General features: G+C 61.7%; 17 protein-coding genes. 6 read left to right on the top strand and 11 right to left on the bottom strand.

Going from position 1 to position 24,126, the window contains the following annotated elements; translation table 11 throughout:
* Positions 1–351: 351 nt before the first annotated feature.
* Entirely contained in the window at positions 352–1,299 is a 948-nt protein-coding gene (locus tag CYJ10_RS21970; protein ID WP_101683561.1) for an HNH endonuclease, read from the bottom strand.
* A gap of 574 nt (positions 1,300–1,873) precedes the next feature.
* Here CYJ10_RS21970 and CYJ10_RS21965 point away from each other — a divergent pair.
* Positions 1,874–7,006 carry a RecQ family ATP-dependent DNA helicase gene (locus CYJ10_RS21965; RefSeq protein ID WP_101683560.1) on the top strand — a complete coding sequence of 1,711 codons (5,133 nt, stop codon included), beginning with the start codon at positions 1,874–1,876 and terminating at the stop codon, positions 7,004–7,006.
* A 379-nt stretch (positions 7,007–7,385) separates the two neighbouring features.
* On the opposite strand, the gene CYJ10_RS21960 is transcribed toward CYJ10_RS21965, so the two are convergent.
* From CYJ10_RS21960 to hisD, 9 genes are all read right to left on the bottom strand, one after another.
* Positions 7,386–8,387, bottom strand: coding sequence for a Bug family tripartite tricarboxylate transporter substrate binding protein (locus tag CYJ10_RS21960; protein WP_101683596.1), 1,002 nt, complete (start codon positions 8,385–8,387; stop codon positions 7,386–7,388).
* 90 nt (positions 8,388–8,477) lie between these two features.
* Positions 8,478–9,341: an isocitrate lyase/PEP mutase family protein gene (locus CYJ10_RS21955; RefSeq protein ID WP_101683559.1), complete on the bottom strand. Its 864-nt coding sequence runs from the start codon at positions 9,339–9,341 to the stop codon at positions 8,478–8,480.
* A 65-nt stretch (positions 9,342–9,406) separates the two neighbouring features.
* Positions 9,407–10,012: a 3-isopropylmalate dehydratase small subunit gene (leuD, locus tag CYJ10_RS21950; RefSeq protein WP_101683558.1), complete on the bottom strand. Its 606-nt coding sequence runs from the start codon at positions 10,010–10,012 to the stop codon at positions 9,407–9,409.
* On the bottom strand, positions 10,009–11,412 hold the full coding sequence (gene leuC, locus CYJ10_RS21945) for a 3-isopropylmalate dehydratase large subunit (RefSeq protein ID WP_101683557.1): 1,404 nt from the start codon (positions 11,410–11,412) through the stop codon (positions 10,009–10,011). The genes leuD and leuC overlap by 4 nt, the downstream gene beginning before the upstream one ends.
* A gap of 69 nt (positions 11,413–11,481) precedes the next feature.
* Positions 11,482–12,489, bottom strand: a complete 1,008-nt coding sequence (locus tag CYJ10_RS21940) for a Bug family tripartite tricarboxylate transporter substrate binding protein (RefSeq protein WP_374703293.1) — start codon at positions 12,487–12,489, stop codon at positions 11,482–11,484.
* Between the two features lie 93 nt (positions 12,490–12,582).
* Complete coding sequence (locus tag CYJ10_RS21935; protein ID WP_101683556.1) at positions 12,583–13,557, bottom strand: 3-hydroxyacyl-CoA dehydrogenase; 975 nt, start codon at positions 13,555–13,557, stop codon at positions 12,583–12,585.
* Positions 13,554–14,609: a LacI family DNA-binding transcriptional regulator gene (locus CYJ10_RS21930; RefSeq protein WP_101683555.1), complete on the bottom strand. Its 1,056-nt coding sequence runs from the start codon at positions 14,607–14,609 to the stop codon at positions 13,554–13,556. Before CYJ10_RS21930 ends, CYJ10_RS21935 begins: the two co-directional genes overlap by 4 nt.
* Complete coding sequence (locus tag CYJ10_RS21925; protein WP_308302993.1) at positions 14,606–15,391, bottom strand: SDR family NAD(P)-dependent oxidoreductase; 786 nt, start codon at positions 15,389–15,391, stop codon at positions 14,606–14,608. Before CYJ10_RS21925 ends, CYJ10_RS21930 begins: the two co-directional genes overlap by 4 nt.
* Positions 15,392–15,405: 14 nt before the next feature.
* Complete coding sequence (gene hisD / locus CYJ10_RS21920) at positions 15,406–16,728, bottom strand: histidinol dehydrogenase (RefSeq protein WP_101683554.1); 1,323 nt, start codon at positions 16,726–16,728, stop codon at positions 15,406–15,408.
* Between the two features lie 262 nt (positions 16,729–16,990).
* Between hisD and CYJ10_RS21915 the strand changes: the two genes are divergently transcribed.
* The 5 genes from CYJ10_RS21915 to CYJ10_RS21895 all read left to right on the top strand — a co-directional run bounded on the left by CYJ10_RS21915 (position 16,991) and on the right by CYJ10_RS21895 (position 22,146).
* Complete coding sequence (locus CYJ10_RS21915) at positions 16,991–17,950, top strand: tripartite tricarboxylate transporter substrate binding protein (protein WP_101683553.1); 960 nt, start codon at positions 16,991–16,993, stop codon at positions 17,948–17,950.
* A gap of 11 nt (positions 17,951–17,961) precedes the next feature.
* The gene (locus CYJ10_RS21910) at positions 17,962–19,107 is read left to right on the top strand and encodes a TauD/TfdA family dioxygenase (protein ID WP_101683552.1); all 1,146 of its coding nucleotides are present in this window, start codon (positions 17,962–17,964) and stop codon (positions 19,105–19,107) included.
* 38 nt (positions 19,108–19,145) lie between these two features.
* A complete protein-coding gene (locus CYJ10_RS21905) occupies positions 19,146–19,991 on the top strand; it encodes an isocitrate lyase/PEP mutase family protein (protein ID WP_374703292.1) in 846 nt (281 codons plus the stop codon).
* Positions 19,988–21,205: an MFS transporter gene (locus tag CYJ10_RS21900; RefSeq protein WP_101683550.1), complete on the top strand. Its 1,218-nt coding sequence runs from the start codon at positions 19,988–19,990 to the stop codon at positions 21,203–21,205. The genes CYJ10_RS21905 and CYJ10_RS21900 overlap by 4 nt, the downstream gene beginning before the upstream one ends.
* Positions 21,206–21,384: 179 nt before the next feature.
* Positions 21,385–22,146 (top strand): GntR family transcriptional regulator, encoded by a 762-nt coding sequence (locus CYJ10_RS21895; RefSeq protein WP_180863018.1) that lies wholly within the window; start codon positions 21,385–21,387, stop codon positions 22,144–22,146.
* Between the two features lie 100 nt (positions 22,147–22,246).
* Here the strand turns inward: CYJ10_RS21895 and CYJ10_RS21890 are convergent, their stop codons facing one another.
* Positions 22,247–24,016: an acyl-CoA dehydrogenase gene (locus CYJ10_RS21890; protein ID WP_101683548.1), complete on the bottom strand. Its 1,770-nt coding sequence runs from the start codon at positions 24,014–24,016 to the stop codon at positions 22,247–22,249.
* Between the last annotated feature and the right edge of the window lie 110 nt (positions 24,017–24,126).

Raw genomic sequence — 24,126 nt, 5'->3', positions numbered from 1 at the left:
TTGTACTCTGATGCGCAGCTTCGCCTACTCTGGTGCTGTAGTTGGCCGCACATCGGAGCACGGGAGTGTCGCGACGCCCCCGCCTTACCAATGCCATATCGACCGTAGGTGCGGCCTCGGATGGTGAGATCGACCTCACCATCTGGCCGCAGGCCCTGATTGACTCTGCGGCACCGGCATGCCGAAGACGGGGATGGGGCATCTACAAATTCAGTTGAGTGAGCGTGTATCAGCGACCTCAGTTCCGCTCCACAACTCGCTGCTATATCGATAACAAACATTAGCGATACTGCTGCGTTTTGAGCGCAAACTTGGTGCCTGCGCAACTCACGCTCTCGTTCTGGCCGCGAATCATTTATGCCAGGTGCTGACGGCCCACGAAGCGTGCATTTGCAGTGCTGCGCGACTCGGGCGCTCCGCCTCCAGCGTCGGTAACTGAATAGCTGAGCCAGCAAGCGCCCCGTAGTCACTAGTCTTCAGTTTTGGGGCTAGGAGCACGGTCATCGACGCAGGGTCAACGGCGAGAAGCCCCAGGTCATACAGTGAATGAAGATCGCTACGCAGTAACAGACCGTTCGTGACCGTATTTGTACTCGCGCCAAAATACCGAAATATGTGTGCCGCCTCCAAGGCTTCTGGCACGTTAAAGGCGGACATCGCGCAGCGGCCCCTGTACGCGGATAGGACCGCCGCTCGAAACGCGCCTTGACCTTGTCTCCGCACAATAGACGCGTTTATCCAGCGACGCGCATCTTCGACGCTGTCGGGGTTAAAGATGTCGTCCATTGCACCGTCGGTGTCTGACGACATCGTCTTCGGAGGAAACGAGCCAATTTCTCCAGCAGGACCAAAACCTTCCAAATGAAAGTACCCACCCTCCCACTCCCGCACGAGTGCAAGCCCAAGTACGTGATACCGTGGATTGGGCTTGGTCTTCACCTGCCGCATTACGCCTATAGGAACACCGTCACGTTTGCAAGCAAGAAGTGCCAGGTTAGTAAACTGACTATCCCGCTTCGCTGGGTCGGCTTGTTCTTGGTAATACCTGTATGTCCAAGATCCGTCAGGCCTGACGACCGGCTCATGGTCTAGATACCGGCCGCCAAGCGATTCCCGAACACTGATGGCATAGGGTAGTCCGGCAGGTTTGTGGATCCCCTTTGCCTTATTGACAAGGAAAGTACCGTTCGGCATCGCCTTGGGCCAAGCAACTTCTTTTCCGTGATGCTGCTGAAACCACAGAAGTGCATCCCGGTGATTGGGGGCGAGACGCTCAAGAATGTCTTTAAGTGATGACATTTTATTTTTGCGGTTCGTGTACTGAGGGAAGGAGATAGGGCAACGACATCGCGATCGTCGAAGCCCGACGCTCCATTTTCCGTATTACGGAGCAAAGCATCGATACAGGCCAGCGCTTCGCCCGCAATATCGCCAAACTACCATGCCGCCTGAACCCGACGTAAGTGGGATGGACTTCACGACCAAAGATTGGCGTTCTGCCCCCTGAGCATTTACGTTCGCGTCGGCACGCCTCCAAGTCCTCAAGCTGTTTCAACGTGTTATCAACAGCATTACCCGATTCGTTCAACATCCGACAACGCGGTTTTTCCATGGGAGCGAATTGGCCATACTCACATCACCTTGGCAACACCTGCCTACATTGACCTAAGACCATGTTCTATCAACGAGACATTGCGTCGTCACGGCCGGAGGGAAGCGGCGTTGATATCACATTCCCCAAACGGGATGGACTCTACGGGGGGCGTATTCAACTAAAATGCATCGTGCTTCCGAGTTACGCGTAGGTCCGCGATGGCAGACGCACTCTATTTTCAGACCACGGTAAATAACGAACATTGGGAAACAAGGGTCAATGGCTGACGAGGAAGTGAGAACTGAACGGCGAGGCAGCTTTTCACCGAAATGCGTGTCGATCGATCTTGAGGTAGGAGTCACGGACTCACGCATCCATCAGTTTGCAGCCGTTCGAGGAGACACGGGCGAGGCACTTGTCCATCATCGAGGTGACTTGTACAAGGCGCTAGAGGCGCTGGATGTGTTTTCGCAAAGGGCGGCGTTTGTACTCGGCCATAACCTCATTGCGTTTGACTTGCCTCATCTGGCCGCAGCAAACCCGGGGATGCAGTTATTAGGAATACCTGCTGTCGACACGTTGCGGCTCAACCCGCTAGCGTTTCCACGCAACCCTTATCACCACCTGGTGAAGCACTATCAGGATGGTCAACTACGGCGTGGTCGTCTCAACAATCCTGAATTAGACGCCCGACTGACGCTCGAAGTGTTTGGCGACCAGCACCTAGCAATGCAGCAGTTGAACGCCTCCCAACCTGATTATTTGATCGCCTGGCATTGGCTTACGACTGTCGATGAACCTAGGTCAGGTCTGAATGCGTTCTTCTCATCGATACGCAGCGCGCTTCGCCCCACCGACGAAGAGGCAGTAGCGGCCATCGATCGCCTCCTTGAGAAGCACACGTGTCTCACACAACGTAGAAAAATTCTGGCTGAGGCCGCACGCAATGGATGGAGTTTGGCCTACGCACTCGCCTGGTTATCCGTCTCAGGTGGCAACTCCGTGATGCCGCCGTGGGTACGGCATCAATTTCCCCAAACGGGTGACCTTATCAAGCGGCTCAGAGATTCTCCGTGCGATGCATCGGACTGTGCTTGGTGCAGCGACCGGCACAATCCGGACAAAGAGCTAGCGCGCTGGTTTCCCGCGATCCCCGGATTCCGCCCTCAACCTACCGACGAAAACGGCCATTCATTACAGCGAAGCATTGTCGCGGCGGCAATGCGAGGCGATCATGTGCTTGGCATTCTGCCGACTGGCACTGGGAAATCTGTCTGTTATCAAGTTCCAGCGCTTTCGCGATTTGACAAGACCGGTGCCCTGACTGTGGTCATTTCACCCTTGGTCGCCTTGATGGCCGACCAAGTTTCCGGAATGGAAGCCAAAGGGATCACCTGCTGCGCCGCGCTTAACGGCATGCTTTCGATGCCGGAGCGAGCAGACGTCCTGGACCGGGTGCGGATGGGCGATATCGGAATTCTGATCGTTTCGCCGGAACAGTTACGCAACCCTGCCCTGCGAAAAGCCATGGCGCAGAGAGAGATTGGTGCATGGGTATTGGACGAGGCACACTGCCTGTCCAAATGGGGGCACGATTTTCGACCAGACTATCGGTACGTCGGCCGCTTCATTAAGGATCGCGCTGGCCAGGGGTCAATTCCGGCTGTACTTTGTCTAACAGCAACCGCAAAACCGGACGTGGTCGATGACATCATCACGCACTTCCGCGACAAAGTCGGCATCCAACTTACGGTGTTTAACGGCGGGGCAAACCGCGACAATCTTGATTTCGAGGTCGTTCCAACGACGCCTGAGGCAAAGTATGAACATATTTCACAGGTAATCATTCCAGAGCTGGCGCCAGATCGCCAAGACGGAGCCATCATCTATTGTTCGACCCGAAAGCGGACAGAGGAGCTAGCAAGCTTCCTCCGTGCAAAAGAGGTTAACGCAGACCACTTTCATGCTGGACTACCTCCGGAAACAAAGAAGAACGTCCAAGAGAGATTCATCCGTGGCGACTTACGCGTCATCACGGCCACCAACGCGTTCGGCATGGGGATCGACAAACCTGATGTCCGCTTGGTCGTCCACGCGGATATTCCGGGCTCGTTGGAGAACTACCTGCAGGAAGCCGGCCGCGCGGGGCGTGACGGAAATCCAGCACGGTGCGTTTTGCTTTATACAGTGGATGACGTCGAACGACAGTTTGGCATGTCGGCACGCTCACGGCTGACTCGGAACGAGATACAGGCCATCCTGTATGCGCTACGGAACCTGGATCGAAAAAAACGACTAGGGGGCGAGGTTATTGCCACCACCGGAGAGATTCTCGCAGAAGATGAACATGGACAGTTCGAGCGTGACACTACAACCGAAGACACGCGTGTGCGGACGGCTATCTCTTGGCTCGAAGAGGCAATGCTTCTCCTACGAGAAGAAAACCAGGTTCAGATATTTCCGTCTTCTTTACGGATCTCGTCTATCGACGAAGCGAACGCCAAGTTGGCGGGTCAATCGATGACCGAAGACTATCGTCGTAAGCTGACACAGCTAGTTCAAGCATTACTCGATGCCGATGCGGATGAAGGAATCTCTACCGACGAGCTCATGGGCATTGCCGGGCTGACCGCTGAAAAGGTTCGTTCCGCGTTATTCGATCTTGAACGCTTGGGTATCGCAAGCAATGACACCGCTCTCACCGCATTTGTGCATGCCGCGGTGGAGCGCTCGTCCATCAAGCGGCTCCAAGAGGCGGCGTCGATGGAGCAGATGCTGATTCAAATGCTCCGTGAGGCGGCTCCTGATCTAGGAAAGGGCGAACCAACGGCATTGCATTTGCGGCGCGCGGCACAGGCACTTAAGGATAACGGCCATCCCAATGCGCTACCCGAGCGAGTCTGGCGCTTAGTTCGCAGCATCGCCCAAGACGGCCAGACAGAGGGGCGTGAGGGTGGCAGCATACGCGTCAAACGGTTGGACGCCGAAAGTATCCAACTCCATCTCCTTCGTCCTTGGGACACACTGGCGTCAATTGCAGAACTACGTCGTACTGCCGCCAGCCATATACTCGATCATCTTCTTGCTTGCTTGCCGGCCACCGCTCGTGGATTGGACTTACTTGCTGAAACGACGCTTGGCAAATTGTTGGCGTCACTCGACGCCGACGCTACGCTTCGTACGCAGGTGAAAGACTCGTCCAAGTTGCTTGACCGGGCATTGTTATGGTTGCATGAGCAGGAAATCATCCGTCTCAACAAGGGCCTAGCGGTTTTCCGGCCGGCCATGACGATCCGTCTTGAGCACGGTAAGCGCGGTTTCCAGAAGACCGACTTCACGCCACTCCAGCAGCATTACGAGGAACAAGTTACACAAATCCATGTCATGGCTGAGTATGCCCAACGGGGACTGCTTGCCATGCAGGAGGCGCATCAAATGGTCGGAGATTACTTCCGGTCGACGCGTGATGAGTTCTTGGGGCACTGGTTACCTCACCGGGGAAAGGAGCTGTCGAGGCAGACTACGCCAGAATCCTGGCAAAAGATCGTTGAAACATTGAGTCCGTCCCAGCGGCTGATCGTGGCCGACGATCGCGAACAGACCAATGTGCTGGTGCTTGCCGGGCCGGGTTCAGGGAAGACTCGTGTACTGGTGCACCGCATTGCCTACTTGATACGTGCCCGACGTGAAAATCCGCAAGGCATTCTCGCACTCGCCTATAACCGTCATGCCGCCATGCAGATACGCAAGCGCTTGGCTGACCTCATCGGCGATGACGCAAAAGGTGTCACCATTCTGACGTGCCACGCCCTAGCGATGCGGCTTGCTGGCGTTAGCTTCGCTGGTAAGGCAGACAAGGTCGACGGAGTCGATTTCAAGGAAGTCCTCGAGCAAGCTATCGGCTTGCTCGAAGGCAGCAGCTTGCCCCCGGAAGAGGCAGACCTCGCAGATGAACAACGTCAGCGTTTGTTGGCTGGCTTTCGATGGATTTTGGTCGATGAGTATCAAGATATCGGGCCAGAACAGTATCGCCTGATTTCCGCCCTTGCGGGGCGCACTCTGCAAGATGATGACAGCAAGCTAACGCTTTTCGCAGTAGGCGATGACGATCAGAACATTTACGGTTTCGATGGAGCCTCGGTGGAGTTCATTCGACGTTTTGCGGATGACTATCAGGCGAAGCCTCAATTTTTGATCGAGAACTATCGATCGACAGCTCACATCATTGAGGCGACCAATGCGCTCATTGCGGTCTCTGCCGATCGTATGAAATCAGCACAGCCGATCGCAATTGATCGCGCAAGGCGCGGCCAGCCTGGAGGGGGATGGTGGGAGTCCGTCGATCCGGTGGTTCGAGGTCGCGTTCAAGTCCTGCCCACGGGCGAGTCCCACCTAAAGCAAGCGCTGCTGGCCGTGACCGAACTCGAAAGGCTTGCCACGCTTAATCCAGATTGGAAATGGAGCACTTGCGCAGTGATCGCGCGCGAGTGGCGCTACCTAGAGCCGGTCCGGGCATATTGCGAATACCTTGGCATTCCTGTCCAGATGGCCGACGAAGAGGCGACGAGCTTCTGGCAGCTACGAGAAACCCAGTCGTTACTCGGGTATCTGCGTAGCGGTGGCGCCAAACTTATCAGCAGCGAAGAGATCTTTGCTTGGCTAGACCTGCAGCCCGAAGGTCCCTGGTGGGCGATGCTGCGGGAAGCCGCAGACACCTACGGACTCGAAACACTCGGGGCGGCTATGCCTCGGGGGCATTTTACGGAGTGGCTGGCAGAATGGGGGCGGGAAGCCAGGCGCCGGCAGAACGGCCTTCTATTGCTCACTGCGCATCGATCGAAGGGTTTGGAGTTCGACCATGTCATTGTGCTCGACGGAGGTTGGGAAAAACTGAGCAGCAATGAAGACGCCGACGCACCTCGCCGTCTTTACTACGTTGCCATGACCCGAGCAAGGAGCCTGCTGATCCTGTGTAATTTGTCGAAAGGAAACCAGCTAGTCGCTGACATGGCCAGCACCAGTATCATGAAACGCCCACCAACGCGCATACCTGAGGCAGTGCGAGAACTGTCAAGGCAGTATCGACGTCTCACGATGGCCGAAGTCGATCTTGGATTTTGCGGGCGTCATGACGCAGCTAATGCAGTTCACGCTACCGTTGCGGCGTTGCAGCCTGGCAGCCCACTACATGTCCGGCGCAACGACCAACGATGGGAGCTGCTCGACACGAGTGGAGTCGTGGTGGGTCGCTTATCGGCCAAATGCCAAATGCCATCGCACAGTGAGCATATTACCGCCAGCGTGCATGCAATTATTACTCGACGGCTGGATCAAACTGATGTGTCCTATAAGAAAGGCATGCGAACAGATCAATGGGAAGTAGTTTTGCCAGAGTTGGTCATTCAGTCTTAAACCAGCTAGTGTCCGGTCCCGTTAAAATGGAGTAGAAGCTGTGATTCAGGACACTCGAACTCCGTTAAGTTGATAATGTTGCGGCTCGCCGGAACATGTTCTACGCGGACTGGCAGAAAGCATAGGTGTTAGCGACACCCACGTTGAGCCCTGCAGATTTGTAGCCGCAATTTACGTTGCCGCACCTGCGCGGGGTTGTGACATTTGTATGGGCCGGAGCAGGTTCAACGGCTCGAGATCGGACTCTCCGCTGATGATCCTAGACCCGTTTATGCATCGGCGCTCACGAGCGCTCAAATACTTCGGCCCCCGCTCCGCGTCCCCGCCCGAAGCGCAACTCAATATTTACGACAACTTATTCTAATGAAATCCAGAAGCATCAATTTAACGGATAGCGTTTCGCCAAAGCCGTAAAACGCTCATCTTCCTTACGTACCTGGGCTGCGAAATCGTCCGGTGTATTCACGAGCGGCTCGGCGCCGGCCGACGCAATTGCCTTCTGCAACTCCGCATGGCGCATGGCCTCGCGCACCGCCGCGTAGATGCTTTGAGTAATCGCCGGCGGCGTCCCCTTTGGGGCGAACAAACCAAACCAGGTCGTATATTCGTACTGCGGCAGACCGGTTTCTACCACTGTGCGCACGTCGGGCGCACCATTGAAGCGATGTGTGCCCTGATTGGCAACGATCTTCAACGTACCGGCCTTCTGGTGCGGAAGGGCCGAGGCGACCCCCGTCACGGCAAAATTCACATTGTTGGCGATCATATCGGTGATGATGGCAGCGGTACCCTTGTAGTTCACCACAATTAGATTTGGCAGCGCTTCAGCTTTGAGCTGCTGACCGAAGAGCTTGGCCACGTTTTCACCCGTGCCCATCGAGCACGGCGTCGCAGCCGTCTTGCAGTACTTGATCAGTTCAGGCAGCGATGTCGCAGGGAATTTTCCGTTCGCGACGATCACGCCAGGCGATTGGGCAATGTTCGTGATCGGAACAAGGCTGGCCAGCGGGTCCGTGCCGGTGAATGAAGGCGCGTGCTTGGTCAGCACGATGGCCGGCGTCTGCAGGAGCAACGTGTAGCCATCGGGCCTTGCTTCGGCGACCTTGCGCGTGCCGATCAACCCGTCCGCCCCCGGCATGTTCACGACTAGCACCGGCTGCCCCCACTGTTCCCCCAGCAGCTTGGCCGTCGCACGCGCCGAAGCATCGGTACCACCGCCCGGCACGTAAGGTACGACGATGGTGACGGGGCGATCTGGCTTCCATGCCCCCTGGGCCAAAGCATACGCGGGGACCGCCAGCGTGACTGCTGCCAGCACGGTCGGCAGAAGGCGCACACCTAGCTGTGGACGGCGGCAGATAGTGTTGCGGGTCATCGACATGTTGGTCTCCTCCATTCAGTTTCTAGTGTTTTCCATTCAAGTGCCCTTGCCCGGACGGTACCTAAACCGCCGGGCAGTGGCATCGGGATCTCAGCGCGCCCAGCGCTTCTCAAAATCCCAGACTTCCTCGAAACCGATCAGCCGACAGAACTCGTTGAAGTCGGCCATAGGGATCTCCGGCGACAGGCTGGTACCGGCTTCTTTGAGATGGCGCAGCGATTTCTCCATCGCGGCCGCAGCCACCAGGCTCGTCATGGCCGGAAAGATCGCCAGGGAGAAGCCGATCTCCTTGAGCACGTGCGCGGGCAGGATGGGCGTCTTGCCGCCATCGGCCATGTTGGCCATCATCGGCAGGTCAAAGGCTTCGCAGGCGCGTCGCATCTCTTCCTCGGACTGCGGCGCTTCGAAGAACAGGATGTCTGCACCGGCCTTGGCGTAGGCCTCCATGCGACGCATGGCGTCATCCACACCCAGGCTGGCGCGCGCGTCGGTGCGGGCGATGATCAGGAAATTCTCCTTGTCCTGACGCGCTTCCGTCGCGACCTTGATCTTCTCGACCATGTCTTCGATCGGCACGCAGCGCTTGTATGGCGTGTGGCCACACTTCTTCGGAAATTCCTGGTCCTCGATCTGGATGGCCGTGACACCCGCCTCTTCATACCCGCGCACGGTGTGGTGCACGTTGAGCAGGCCGCCATAGCCTGTGTCTGCGTCGGCAATCAAGGCTGCCTTTGAGGTGCGGGTGATGGTGCGCATCCGGTCGACCATCTGGGTGTAGGTCGCGATGCCAGCATCGGGCAAGCCCAGGCTGGAGGCGGTAAGCCAGTACCCGGAGCCGTAGATGACGTCGAAGCCGACCTTGGTGGTCATGACGGTGGCGATCATGTCTTGTACGCCGGGAATGACGATGAATTCACCGGCGGCAAGCTTTTGTCGAAGAATGGGATTGGCCATGGCGGCTCCAGTCAGCAGGAAATCGGTAAGGGAATCGGTGAGCGAATCAGTAAAGGAATCGGGTCTCAGTCCATCGACGCCAGCCATGGCTGATCGCGCTGCACGCGTACCTCATAGGCGCGCAGTGCCGAGTCGTGCCGCAATGTGCGGTCGACCTCGTCCTCGGCGGAGAGCAATTGTTCCGCGTGGCCGTCTGCAAGCATGACGGGGATGACACCGCCGTCTGGCAGGCCCAGCGTGCGCTCGGCAACAGTCAGGTGCAGCGGCGCGTCCGGTGACCCGGCCAACGCTTCCAGCAACCGCGCATGATCGGCCGTCGTAACGGTGGCCGCGACCACGCCGTTCTTCACGCAGTTGTTGCGAAAGATGTCGCCGAACGACAACGCTACCACCGCCTTCACGCCGTAGTCCGACAAGGCCCATACCGCGTGTTCGCGCGACGAGCCGCAGCCGAAGTTCTGCAAGGCCACCAGCATGCGTGGCGGCGTCGGCTGGGCCATAAACGCCACCTCGGGCCGGCCTTCTGCGAGCCAGTCGGCAAACAGATGTGCCCCCATGCCGCTGCGTTGCACCAGGCGCAAAAAACGTCCCGGAAAAATGGCATCGGTATCGATGTCGTCGCGCTGCATGACCGCGGCGCGGCCTTTGACTTCTGCAATGACGGCTTTCATGCCAGGTACTCCCGGGGATCGGTCAGACGCCCCTGCAGGGCGGAGGCCGCGACTGCGGCCGGGCTCATCAGGTGGGTACGGCCGCCCTGCCCCTGCCGGTTCTCGAAATTGCGGTTGGAGGTGGAGGCGCAGCGTTCACCCGGCGCCAGACTGTCCCCATTCATGCCGATGCACATCGAGCAGCCCGACTCGCGCCACTCAAACCCCGCGTCGACAAACACCTGGGCGAGGCCCTCTGCCTCGGCAGCACGCTTGACGCTGCCCGAACCGGGCACCACCAGGGCGCGCACGTTCGAGGCCACGCGGCGACCGCGCACGACCTCGGCGGCCGCGCGCAGGTCTTCCAGCCTGCCGTTGGTGCACGAGCCGATGAAAGCCACGTCGATGGGTACCGAGGACAAGGCCTGGCCGATTTCCAGCCCCATGTAGGCAAGGTTCTCTTCCAGCCGGTTACGCTCGGCGGCCTCTTCCAACCTGGCGCCATCCCCCACCCTGCCCGAGAACCCGGCGCTATCGGCAGGGGTCGTGCCCCACGTCACGAGCGGCGCCACCGTGGCCGCATCGAATGCCACGCTGCGGTCGAACTCGGCCGTGTCGTCGGTGCTCAGCGCGCCCCAGGCCTGCGCCGCTTGCTCGAAATGCTCACGGGCGGCACCCTGCACACGGTCGCGCAAGTACGCCAGGGTGGTCGCGTCCGGTGCAATCAGGCCGAAGCGCGAGCCCGCCTCGATGGTCATGTTGCATAGGGTCAGCCGTGCCTCCATTGACAACGCCTGCACCGTCGGTCCGAAGTACTCGACGCCAAACCCGTTGCCACCACTTGTACCAATATGCCGGATGATGGCCAGCGCCAGGTCCTTGGCGTAGACGCCCCGGGCCAGCGCGCCAGAAATGGCGATGCCCATCGTGCGCGGCTTGCGCATCCACAGGCTCTGGGTGCTCATGACGTGCGCTACTTCCGAGGTGCCGATACCCCATGCCAGCGCGCCCACGGCGCCGAGCGTGGCACTGTGGGAATCGCCGCAGACCACGGTGCTGCCGGGCAGCACGTAGCCAAGCTCGGGGGCGATGACATGGACGATCCCCTGCAACGGATGGTCCAGGTCAAACAGCCGCATGCCGGTGGCCTGCGTGTTGCGCCGCAGTGTGGCGATCTGCTCGCGGCTTTCCGCGTTGGGGATGTGCGTCAGCCGGTCGGCCGTGGTGGGCACGTTGTGATCCTGTACCGCGATATGACGCGGCGCCGAGCGCAACACGTGGCCGGATTCAGCCATGCTGGCAAACGCTTGTGGACTCGATACCTCCTGCACCAGGTGCCGGTCGATATAGATCAGGTCCTCGCCGGCATCGTTACGGGCGACCACGTGGGCCGCCCAGATCTTGTCGAATAGGGTTGTCATGATATGGGGCTACTTCTGTCGTAGGTCCGCTGTGCGGCGCAAGGCATCTCGCCCGCGCAGCACCAGCGCTCAATCCAGCTTGATATTGGCGGCCTTGACGATGGTCTTGTTCTTGGCCAGGTCGCGCACAATTTCGCGCCCGTAGGCGTCGGGCGTGCCCGGTGTGGCGACGATGCCCAGAGACGCCAGACGCTCGCGCATGGCCGGGTCGTTCAGCACCTTCTGCAACGCGACGCTGAGCTTGTCGACGATCGGTTTGGGCGTGCCGGCTGGCGCCATCAGGCCGACCCACGAGTTGATCTCGAAATCCTTCATGCCGGTTTCGATCAGCGTCGGGACGTTCGGTAGCGACGGCGCACGCTGGCGCGACGTCACCACCACCGCGTCGACCTGGCCGCTCTTGACGAACGGCATGGCGCCGGTCACCGCCGCAAACGTCACAGGCAGCGTGCCGCCCACCACGTCCAGGAGAGCCTGACCGCCGCCTTTGTATGGCACATGCGTCATCGGGATCCCCGTGCGCTGGTGGAACATCTCGCCGGCAAGGTGGGTCGTACTGCCATTGCCCGCGCTACCGTAGGACATGCCCCCTGCCACCGTCTTCGCGTAGTGCTGCAGGTCGGCTACGGTCTTGATGCCCAGCTTCGGATTGGCGGCGATCAGCAGCACGGCGTCTCCGATCTTGCCGATCGGCACGAAATCCTTGACCGGATCGAACGGTACCTTCGCATAGACGTTGGGGTTGATCACCAGCGTGCCGTCGTAGCCGAGCAGCAGGGTGTAGCCGTCGGGCTCGGCCTTGGCCACCATCTGCGTGCCGATATTGCCGCCCGCGCCGGGCTTGTTGTCCACGACGATCTGTTGCCCAAGTTGCTGGCCGAGCTTCTCGGCCACGATGCGGGCACTCGTATCGGTCACGCCCGCATTGGCGAACGGCACGATCAGCCGAATTGGTTTGCTGGGATAGTCGCCCTGTGCGTGTGCAGCAGGCGTGATACATGCGGCCAGCGCCAGTGTTGCGCCCAGCAGGCGACGGCGAGTGTGTGCGGACGGGGTGAGAGGCTGTTTCACGGTAATGTGTCTCCGATCTTGCTGGGGGGCGGAAAGGGGGAAGGCATCGGCGTGCCTCTTCTTATGACGATCTTCAGTTGAACTTCAAACAGGGGCGATTCAAACCGGCGGCGCTTGGGCGAGACGGCTGGCGGCAAATTCCATCAGACGCTCGTCTCGCCAGGCCCGCCGGGCTTCGAGGTCGGCCTGTGACAGGCGCTCGCGGCGATGCGACTCCACCTGCCGAATCAGGTCCACGTCCCACGGCGCGTCATGCCCGCGCGACTGCGCTATGCGCTGGTACAGCGGGCCCAGCCGCACCGCATAGTCGGCCACCCCGCCGGGCGCATTCAGGTCGATGGTCTCGAACGGCCCCATAAACGACCAGCGCCAGCCCAGGCCGTCGCGGATGGTCTTGTCGACGTCCTCGCAACTGGCAACGCCTTCTTCCACCAGCGCCCAGGCTTCTCGCAGCAGCACGGCCTGCAGCCGGTTCAGGACGAAGCCCTCCACTTCCTTGCGGACATGGACCACGACCTGACCGACGCCCCGCATCAATGCGTCAGCGAATTCGACGGTGCGCGCTGCCGTCTCCGGCGACGGCACCAGCTCAACCACCGGCACCAGGTACGGCGGGTTCACCGGATGCGCGATCAGCACGCGCGGCGAGATCGACAGCCCCAACGCGAAGGCGGAGCCGGGGATACCGGACGTGGAACTGCCCACGACCGTATCGGGCGCAGCCAGCGCATCGAGTTCCACCATCAGTTGCCGCTTTACGTCGACGCGTTCGAGCACCGACTCCTGCACATAGGCTGCGCCGTCCACGGCCTCGGGCAGCGTAGCAACGGGCGTGATGCGGGACAGCACGGTCGCCGGGGCCTCGTCGATCAGTCCGTGCCGGCGCAAGCCTTCCAGTTGCGCTTCGATGAGCGGCACCGCGCGGCGCGTGATGTCGGCGTTGGCGTCGAACATCCTGACGTTCAGACCGGCACGGGCGAACACAATCGCCCATCCTGCGCCTACCAACCCGGCGCCTACGATGGCGACATGGCGACCGGCGCAGAGCGCCTCGATATCAAGTGTGTCGATCATGTTGTCTTGCGTTTCCTGGTAGCTGGCGCGCCAGCGATGGCGTCGCGTACGCGCACGGTGCCGCGTTCGACAAGCACGCACGGCACATCGACGCTGCGTGCCATGACCTGACCGCCGATCTGGTCGAACAGCAAGGTGCGCGTGGCATCCACCATCTTTTCGATATCCTGCTGTACGGTCGTCAGATCAAACGACGGCCATGCGGCCTGCGGCACGTTGTCGAAGCCCACCACGGACACATCACGCGGCACCTGCATGCCCAGTTCGACACGCAGGGTTTCCAGTGCCGCGATAGCCATGTGATCGTTGGCGGCGAAGAGCGCATCCGGCCGGTTTTCGGGGTGTTGAAACAACGCGAGCACGGCGCGCCGCGCTTCGCCAAAGTCGTAATGGCCAACCGCGCGGGCGTGTAGCGGCAGGCCTGCCGCAGCCAGCGCGTCGCGCAGCCCGGCTTCCCGGTCGCGGCTGGTTGACGCGTTCTCCGCGCCGGCCAGCCAAGCGATGCGGCGGTGGCCGCTGCGCACCAGCATGTCGCCGACCATGCGCCCGCCTTCCCGATTCTGTGAGGTCACCGAACTGGTGGAATAAGCGCCCATGGCGCCCATCTGCGCCACGCGATTGAACAGCACCACGGGAATCCCGGCGTTGATGCAGTCGTTGGCCAGCGCCGACGACAGCGTTGTAGACGCCATGACGATGCCATCGACCTGGTACTGCAGGATGTCCGTCAACACGTCGTCGGCCTCTTCCGTCTGGCTGATGAACAGCAGCACGTGATAGCCGTCCTGCTGCAGTGCCTGACACAGCCGCTCGATGACCACCGGATAGAACTGGTTTTCCAGATAGCTCATCACCAGCCCGATGATGCGGCTGCGACGCGTGATCAGGCTGCGCGCGATGGCGTTCGGCCGGTAGCCCAGCTTGCGCGCCGCCGTCTCGATGCGTTCGCGTGTTTCCGGCGCCACGCTGGCGCCGGGCGTGAATGTGCGGCTGACAGCGGACTGCGAGACTTCCGCCAGGCGGGCTACATCGTGGGCGGTGACCTTCTTCATGCTGCCGTCCACCCGCCGTCGAGCATCAGCGCGCTGCCCGTCATCAGGCTGGAAGCGTCGCTGGCGAGGAACACCACCGGGCCCATTACCTCGTCGATCCGGCCCAGTCGGCCCAGCGCGATCTTGTCGAGCACGAAGCGGCGGAAAGACGGGTCCTCGAACATCGGCGCGGTGAGCGTCGTTTCGATAAAGGTCGGACACAGCGTATTGACCCGGATGCCCGCCGGGCCAAGCTCCCAGGCCAGCGCCTTGCTCATGCCTTCCACTGCATGCTTGCTGGCACAGTACAGCGTGCGCCGCGGGCTGCCCACATGCCCCATCTGCGACGAGACATTGATGATCGATCCCGGCAAACCCGCCGCCTGCAGGCTGCGCGCGACCTCGCGCGACACATAGAAGGTGGCCTTCACGTTGAGCGCAAAGACCGCATCAATGTCTTCGTCGGCGGTGTCGGTCAGCAGCTTCGGCCGGTTCATCCCCGCGTTGTTGACCAGGATCTGAAACGGCGGGCGGCTGCCGATCGCGTGCTGGACCGCTACCGGATCGGTCACGTCAAGCACCAGGAAGTCGGCGCTTGCGCCCTGCCCGCGGATTGCGGCACAGGCGGCCTCCAGTTCGGCACCGGATCGGGCGGCGAGGGTCACCTCGGCACCGGCCTGCGCCAGTGCCACACCCGCCGCGAGCCCCAGACCGCGGCCGCCACCCGTGACGAGTGCACGCTTACCGTCCAGGCGAAAGCCGCCAAACGCCTGCAGTGACGTCACGGGGGGCACTGGCGTCACGGGTGTCACCGATGTCACGGCTGCAGCTCCGGCACCGGCTCGTACCACGGCACGTCCGGACGGTTGCCATAGCGGCGCACGCGGATATTGGCCTGCTCGCCATGGCCGGCAAAGTTCTCCATGTGGCACAGGCGCGAGCAGTATTCGCCGATTTCCGCGCTGGCGGCGTCCGTGGTCACGCGCTGGAACGTACAGGTCTTCAAAAACTTGCCGACCCACAGCCCGCCGGTGTAGCGCGCGGCCTTGTTGGTCGGCAGGGTGTGGTTGGTGCCGATCACCTTGTCGCCATAGGCCACGTTGGTGCGCGGCCCCAGGAACAGTGCGCCGTAGTTCGTCATGTTGTTCAAGAACCAGTCCGGATCGCGGGTCATCACCTGCACGTGCTCGGAAGCGATTTCGTCAGCCTTCTGGAGCATCTCCTCGCGCGAATCGCAGACGATCACCTCACCAAAATCGGCCCAGGCCTTCGCGGCGATCTGCGCCGTGGGGAGGATCTTGAGCTGCCGCTCGATCTCCGCCATCGTGGCGTGCGCGAGCGCTTCGCTATCCGTGAGCAACACGGCCGGCGAGGTCAGGCCGTGCTCGGCCTGGCCCAGCAGGTCGACCGCGCAGATTTCGCCGTCGACCGAGTCATCGGCAATCACCAGCGTCTCGGTGGGACCCGCGAACAGGTCGATGCCAACGCGGCCAAACAACTGGCGTTTGGCCTCGGCCACAAACATGTTGCCCGGGCCGACCAGCATGTCCACGGGCGCGATGCTGGACGTCCCGACCGCCATCGCCACCACGGCCTGCACGCCGCCCAGTACCAGAATCTCGTCTGCGCCGGCCATGTGCATGGCTGCCACGATGGCGGGATGCGGCTCGCCGTGGAACGGCGGCGCTGTCGCGACCACCCGCTTGACCCCGGCCACCTTCGCCGTCAGCACGCTCATGTGCGCCGAGGCCAGCAGCGGATACTTGCCCCCCGGGATGTAGCAGCCGACGGCGTTGATCGGCACGTGGCGGTGGCCGAGGAACACGCCGGGCCGGGTTTCGACTTCCACGTCCAGCATGGAGTCGCGCTGGATCTGGGCAAAGTTGCGGACCTGGGCCTGGGCAAACCGGATGTCTTCCAGTTCGCGTGCCGACAGGCTCTTCATCGCGCGTTCGATCGCGGCGTCCGACAGACGGAAGTCCTGCGGCTCCCAGTTATCGAACTTCTTGCTGTACTCGCGCACGGCGGCATCGCCGCGCGTCTCGATGTCGCGGATGATGCCTTCAACGGTGTGGCGAACGGCGGTGTCGTCGTCGGCGCGCGCCTGAACGTCGCGGCCACGCTTGAGGTAACGAATCATGGGAAGTTCCGTGTGGGGTTGTGCATACGTATGCAGATTAGTTTTCTTGCATTCGTATGCAAACTCAGTGTTTTCCCGCAGAAATCACGACAGGGAGGCGCCCTAGGGAAAGCACCGAGCCCGGTTGCCTTGCGAGCGCAGGACCGGCTTCCTATGCTTGTATCACGATTTGTCCGGACAAAAGAATAAATACGGACACGACGATTCCGGTCCGGCCGCAGAGCTGGACGTTTTTACGTCGCAGGAAAGAGGAGACAAACGCATGTTCGCCCCACAGACACTCACGCTGATGGCTCTTGGACTGGCGGTGCTAGCCGTGCCCGCCCGAGCCGAATTTCCAGACAAGCCGGTGCGGATCGTCGTGCCGTACTCGGCAGGCGGTGGCACCGACATCGTGGCCCGCCGCCTGGCGGAGCGACTGACACCGCGGCTCAAGCAGCCGGTGATGGTGGACAACCGCCCGGGCGCCAACGGCATCATCGGCACAGATTTCGTCGCCAAGTCGGCGCCTGACGGCCACACCTACGTGCTGGTGGTGAACACGCATCTGCTGAACCCGATCCTGTACAAGAAGATGCCGTACGACACGTTCACCGACCTGATCGGCGTCACGATGGTGTGCAAGTCGCCGCTGGTGTTCGTCACGCAGAGCACGTTCCCGGCCACGAACGCGGTGGAATTCGCCAGGCATGTCAAGGCGAAGCCCGACAAGTATTCCTACGGGAGCTCCGAGAACATGACCAAGCTGGTGGGCGAGATGTACAACAAATATCAGCACCTGGACATGGTCAACGTGGCCTACAAGGGTGGCGCACCGCTGATGACCGACGTGATTGGCGGCGTGACCACCGTTGGCGTCACCAGCGTGCTGACCGCCAAGCCATTCATTACGTCCGGCAAGCTGCGCCCACTGGCGGTGACCGGCGCGCAGCGCTCCCCCGCCCTGCCCAACGTACCGACCATGATCGAATCCGGCATGAAGGACTTCGAGGTCTACACGTCCTACAGCCTCTATGCCCCGGCGAAGACGCCCAAGGCAGCGCTGGAGCGCATGCAGAAGGAGGTGCACGACATCGTGATGGCGCCGGAAATGAAGGAAATCCTGGCCGAGCAGGCCGCCACGCCAGTCGCCCAGTCGGTGGACGAATTCAACGTCCAGGTGAAGAAGGATTTTGAGTTCTGGCAACGCCTGGCCAAGGAAGTCAACCTGCAAGCGGAGTGAGATAAGCGCATATGAACACGACCACGAACGACATTCCCTCCATCGATACCATTCGCCCGGTCACGGGAGGCTGGACGCGCGCCGACATGGAACGCGACCAAAGCTGGATTCACGTGCTGAGCGCCGATGAAGTCGCGGCGCTCGAACACGCGCTGCGCCATGCGCTGGCCACCGGCAAGGACATGTTCGACATGTCGATCGAAGATTTTCCGCTCGATGCACGCGTGCGCCGCCGCCTGGTGGCCCTGATCGACGAAACCCAGGGCGGTTTCGGCGTCAAGCTGCTGCGCGGTTTCCCGGTCGATCGGTGGGATACCGATGCCCTGCGCAAGCTGTTCTGGGGCATTGGCCTGCTGCTGGGCGTGGCACGCCCGCAAGGCAAGATGAGCCAGTTCGTGTCGGACGTGCGCGATGCGGGCGGCACCTATCGCTCCAGCACGGGACGGGGCTACAACACGCGCTCGGGCCTGGACTTCCATGCCGATGGCAGCGACATGGTGGGACTGTTCTGCGTGCGCACGGCAAAGGCGGGCGGCTCCAGCCTGATCACCAGCTCGATTGCCGCCCACAACGAGATGGTGCGGCTGCGCCCGGACCTGGCCGCCGAGTTGTACAAGCCGATGATCTTCAGCCGGCAAGGCGAACAGGCCCCTGAGGAAGCGCCGTGGTACGCGGCCCCAATCTTTGGCGTGCGCGACGGGCAATTTGCCTGCCGCCACATCCGTAATCACATCAAGGGCGCGCAGGCCACCTTCCCCGACGTGCCGCGCCTGTCGCCGCAACAGACCGAGGCGCTCGACCTGTTCGACGCGTTGCTGGCGCGCGAGGACCTGCGCTATGACATGGACTTGCAGCCGGGCGACATCCAGTTGTTGAACAACCATATCGTGCTGCATTCGCGCACCGAGTACGAGGACCACCCGGAGCCAGAGCGCAAACGCCATCTGTTCCGCCTGTGGCTGTCGCTGCCACAGGCGCAACCGCTGCCGCTGGGCTGGCTCGATGCCTACAAGGACGTGGACGCCGCCTGCGTGCGCGGCGGATTCCGCGGCGTCGGCATCACGCCCGAGATCCGCGCCTTTGAGGCCCGCATGGCCAACGCCCATGGCATGAAACTCCGTATCTATGCCGTCAAGGAAGCCGAGGAAGCCGCCTGATGACCACCATTCAAAGCCAGGGCGCAGACCGCCCTTCCATGCGCGAACTGCTCGCCCGCAAGCGCCTGATCGCGGCGCCCGGCGTCTTCGACATGATCTCCGTGCGCATCGCCACCCGCATGGGATTCGACTGCCTCTACATGACCGGCTACGGCACCGTTGCGTCGTACCTGGGCCTGCCCGACGCAGGACTGGCGACCTACACCGACATGGTCAACCGCGTGGGCGCATTCTGCTCGGCGGCGACCGTACCGATGATCTGCGACGGCGATACCGGTTACGGCGGCTTGCTCAACGTCGCGCACACCGTGCGCGGCTACGAGCGCGCGGGTGCCAGCGTGATTCAGCTAGAAGACCAGGAATTCCCGAAGAAATGCGGCCATACACCGGGCCGGCGCGTGATTCCAGTCGAGGACATGGTCCGGAAAATCCAGGTAGCGGTCGAAGCGCGCGAGAGCCGCGATTTCCTGATTCTGGCCCGTACCGATGCCCGCACGACGCTGGGTCTCGACGAAGCCCTGCGCCGCGCCGAGGCCTATGCCAAGGCAGGGGCCGATATCCTCTTCGTGGAGTCCCCCGAATCCGAGAGGGAGCTCGAGATCATCGGCCGCACCTTCGATCTGCCGCTGCTGGTCAACGTGGTGGAAACGGGCCGCACCCCGGTTCTGCCCGCCGAAACGCTGGAACAGATGGGCTTTGCCATCGCCATCTATCCGGCGGTAGGCTTCCTGGCGATGGGTAAGGCGCTGGAGGACGTCTACAGTCACCTCCAGGAAAACCGCACCTCGCTGGGCATCGGCGATCGTCTCTACGACTTCCCGCGTTTCAACACGCTGATGGACTTCGAATCGGTGTGGGACTTCGACAAGCGCCACGCTTCATGACCGCTGCCCTGCCCGCCCCCGGTCGGCCGGCGCTCATGCTTGCCAGCACGCTGGCCATCCAGATGCTGGCCACGGCCGCCACACTGTCCTTCGCGGTGCTGGCGCCCGTGATCCCGGGCGTGGCGTTGACCAGTGTCGGCCTGTTCTTGTCGCTGGTCTACGTCGGTGGCATGGTGGGCAGCGTGGCCGGCGCGGGTATGGTCGGCGCGTGGGGCCCGGTGCGGGCATCGCAGTTTGGCCTGGTGGCCCAGGCAGCGGCTCTCGGCATGCTGGCCACCGGCGTGCCGGAGCTGCGACCGGTGGCCGCGCTGGTCAGCGGGCTGGGCTACGGCCCAATCACGCCGGCCAGTTCGCAGATCCTCGCGCGCACCACTTCGGCCGGACGCATGGGCTTCGTATTCTCGCTCAAGCAGACTGGCGTACCGCTTGGGGGACTACTGGCTGGCGCCGTCCTGCCGCCACTGGCCGCCCTTACCTCGTGGCAAGCCGCATTCGGTGCCCTGGCAGCGGCGGCCCTTGCCATCACCGCCCTGAGCCACCCGTTGCGCGCCATGCACGACGATGCTGCTTCCGGCCACTTCGTGCTGGCGGCGAACCTGCGTCAAATGTTCAACGATGTTCTGGGCGATCGGCGGCTGCGCTCGATGGCCGCGGTCTCGCTGCTGTTCTCGGCCTGCCAGCTATCGGTCAGCGGCTATCTGATGGTCTACCTGACCACCGAGATCGGCGTTGGGCTGACGCAAGCCGGCCTGATCTATGCGGTCACCCAGGGGGCTGGCATTGCCGGCCGTATCGCGTGGGGCCGCCTTGCAGACCTGGCGGGGGCGCCGCGCGGCGTGTTGATGCTGCTGGCGGTGCTGATGAGCACGAGCACCGTGGCAACGGGCATGTTCACTGCCCAGTGGACGCTGGTGCCGCTCTGCCTGGTGGCCGCATTGCTCGGGGCAACTGCGATCGGATGGAACGGCGTCTACCTGGGAGAAGTCGCACGGCTCGCGCCGCCCGGGCGCGTGGCATCGGTCACGGGCGGCGCGTTGTTCTGCACCTATTTTGGCGTGGTATCCGGCCCTGCTGCGTTCGGTTACTTTGCGCAACGCGTGGACAGCCTGAGCGTGGCTTACCTGGCGTTGGCGGGCGTGCCCGTGGTGGCGGCCGGACTATTGTTCTGGGGCGGCCGCGCGCCCGTTGCCAGTTCGTCCCATTTGGGCGACTGACCGGCGGCTGATCGCCGGCTGCCCCCGACTGGCCGCCATCGCGCCGTAGCACAACAGCCCTTGCCCGCCACGACGCAACCCGGCTATGCTCCGTTTCGATCCTTCACCCGACGCTAGCACTGCAACTCATGGACCAAGGCGGCACCCTCCCTGACGATTTTGCCGACACGGATGCGCACATGCGCGCCGACGCCAGCCCCCGTTATCTCGCCCTCGCCCGTAGCCTACGTGCGGAAATCGAATCGGGGAAGTACCCGGTGGGCAGCAAGATCCCGACCGAGATGGAGCTGTGCAAGCAGTTCGGGGCGAGCCGCCACACCGTGCGCGCGGCGATCGAGCGCCTTGTCCGGCTCGAACTGATCAAGCGTACGCCGCGCGTGGGCACGATCGTGACGGCGGCCCGAGCCAAACAGGGCTACGAATTGGCGGTGGGCCAGGTGGGCGACCTGCTTCAATACGCCGCCACCACGCGCATGCATGTATTGTCCCGCGATCTGCGCGAAGTGGGCAACGATGCCGACCCCGTGCTGCATCCGTATCAAGGTCAGCTCTGGCTCGTGATTCGAGGGGTGCGCACTGGCGATGGTGCCGATGCGCCAATCTGTTACAACGAGGTGTGGGTCCATCCTGACTACCGCGGTGTTCGCGGTGCCGAGCAGGACATCGAGGCCTCGGTGTTTCACCTGATCGAGCAGCAGTTCAATGTTGCCGTCTCCCGCATCGAACAGGTCATCCATGCCGCGGCGCTGCCGCCCGATATTGCCGAACTGCTCAAGGTGCCGCCCGGCACTGCCGGCCTGTGGATCAACCGTCAATATCGCGACAGCAGCGGCAACCTCATTGAGATGGCATGGTCGGTACATCCCGCCGAGCGGTTTTCGTACAGGATGGTCCTGGACCGTACGTGGCGCAGCGCACCGCCATCGCATTCAGGCGGTTGATTCACTAACCCGAAGTTCTTTGGGCGCATCAACGCTGCCGTGAATGAGGTTGGTCGCTACGCGGTGACGCCCAGGAGAATGTAGGCAGCGACACCCAGGCCTAGATCATCAAGTTCGGCACATCGCCTGCCAACGATGCCTCACGTAGCCCAAACGATTGGGACAAAATATGCTGAGCAAAGAACACTGCGGTGGCAATCTTGGCGTCGTAGAAAGCCGGATCATCCGCCCGCCTCGCGTCGGCGGCGAGCATGGCGCGGCCTAGCTGCCAGCCAGAGAAAACAATGCCGCACAGCTTCAGGTACGGCACGCTGCCGGCGAACACCGCGTTCGGGTCCGACTTTGCATTGGCAACAACGAACTCGACCACCGTCTCTAGCGCGGCACGCCCCTTGGCGAGGTGCGCGTGCACCGTCGCGAATGCGGCACCGCCATGCTTACCCAGAGCCGCTTCGGTTTCCGCAATGCTGGCGCAGAGAGCACGGGCCGCCGCACCGCCGTCGCGCACTGTCTTGCGGCCGACCAAGTCGTTTGCCTGGATGGCCGTAGTACCTTCATAGATCGGCAGTATCCGTGCATCGCGGTAGTGCTGGGCAGCGCCGGTTTCCTCGATGAATCCCATGCCTCCATGCACTTGCACGCAGAGGCTGGTCACATCGATCGACAGTTCAGTGCTCCAGCCCTTCACGATTGGCACCAGGAACTCGTAGACCGCCTGGTTCTGCTTACGCACGGTCTCGTCCGGATGACTGTGCGCGGCATCGCTGGTAGCGGCAGCCACGTATGCCACTGCACGGGCGCCTTCGATCAGACTGCGCATGGTCATTAGCATGCGCTTGACGTCGGGGTGATGGATGATTGCCACCGCTTCGCACGCAGAACCGTCGACCGGCCGGCTCTGCACACGCTCCCGCGCATAGGTCACTGCCTGCTGGTAGGCGCGCTCGGAGACAGCGATGCCCTGCATGCCGACCGCAAATCGCGCCGAGTTCATCATGATAAACATGTACTCAAGTCCACGATTCTCTTCGCCCACTAACGTGCCAATGGCACCACCATGGTCGCCGAACTGCAGTACCGCGGTCGGGCTGGCCTTGATACCCAGCTTGTGCTCAATCGACACGCAATGCACATCATTGCGTGCGCCCGTAGAGCCGTTCGCATTGACCAGAAACTTGGGCACGATAAAGAGGGAGATGCCCTTCACACCATCCGGCGCAGCAGGTGTGCGGGCCAACACCAGGTGGACGATGTTGTCCGCCATGTCGTGTTCACCGTATGTGATGAAGATCTTGGTGCCGAACACCTTGTAAGTACCGTCGCCCAGCGGCTCGGCACGCGCCCGTACCGCAGCCAGATCAGAGCCAGCCTGGGGCTCTGTCAGGTTCATCGTGCCAGTCCACTCGCCGGAGATCAGTTTCGGCAGGAACATAGCCTTTTGTTCGTCAGATCCGGCTGTCAGTAGCGCCTCAATGGCACCATCGGTAAGCATCGGACAAAGTGCAAACGACAAGTTTGCCGAATGCAACATTTCTTGGCATGCCGTCGCCAGCAACTTTGGCAGGCCCTGCCCGCCAAATGGCGGCGGATGTTGTATCCCTTGCCAGCCGCCGTCACCGAACTGGCGAAACGCGTCACTGAAGCCTGGCGTCGTAACTACAGCGCCTTCACTCCAGTGGCTTGGCTCAAGATCACCAACGCGATTCAGTGGTGCTACGACCTCTTCACTGAACTTGGCCGCCTCCTCCAACACTGCGCACGCGACATCCCACGAGGCCTCCTCGAATCCAGGCAGCCCGTGAACAGCGTCGAAACTCGCGATTGCGTCCAAGATGAAACGCATATCCTTTAGTGGTGCGTGGTAAGTCATCGGAAAGTAACCTCTGTTGGAAGAATCGCATCAGCGCGGGAATACACACCCGACTCACGCAACCCTGACGTTGCAAGCCCCGCCGTAAACTATGGCGGACAGTGTTTCTG

This window comes from Cupriavidus pauculus (assembly GCF_002858765.1).
Classification (GTDB): Bacteria; Pseudomonadota; Gammaproteobacteria; order Burkholderiales; family Burkholderiaceae; genus Cupriavidus; species Cupriavidus pauculus_B.
This window is presented reverse-complemented; position numbering and strand designations above follow the sequence as displayed.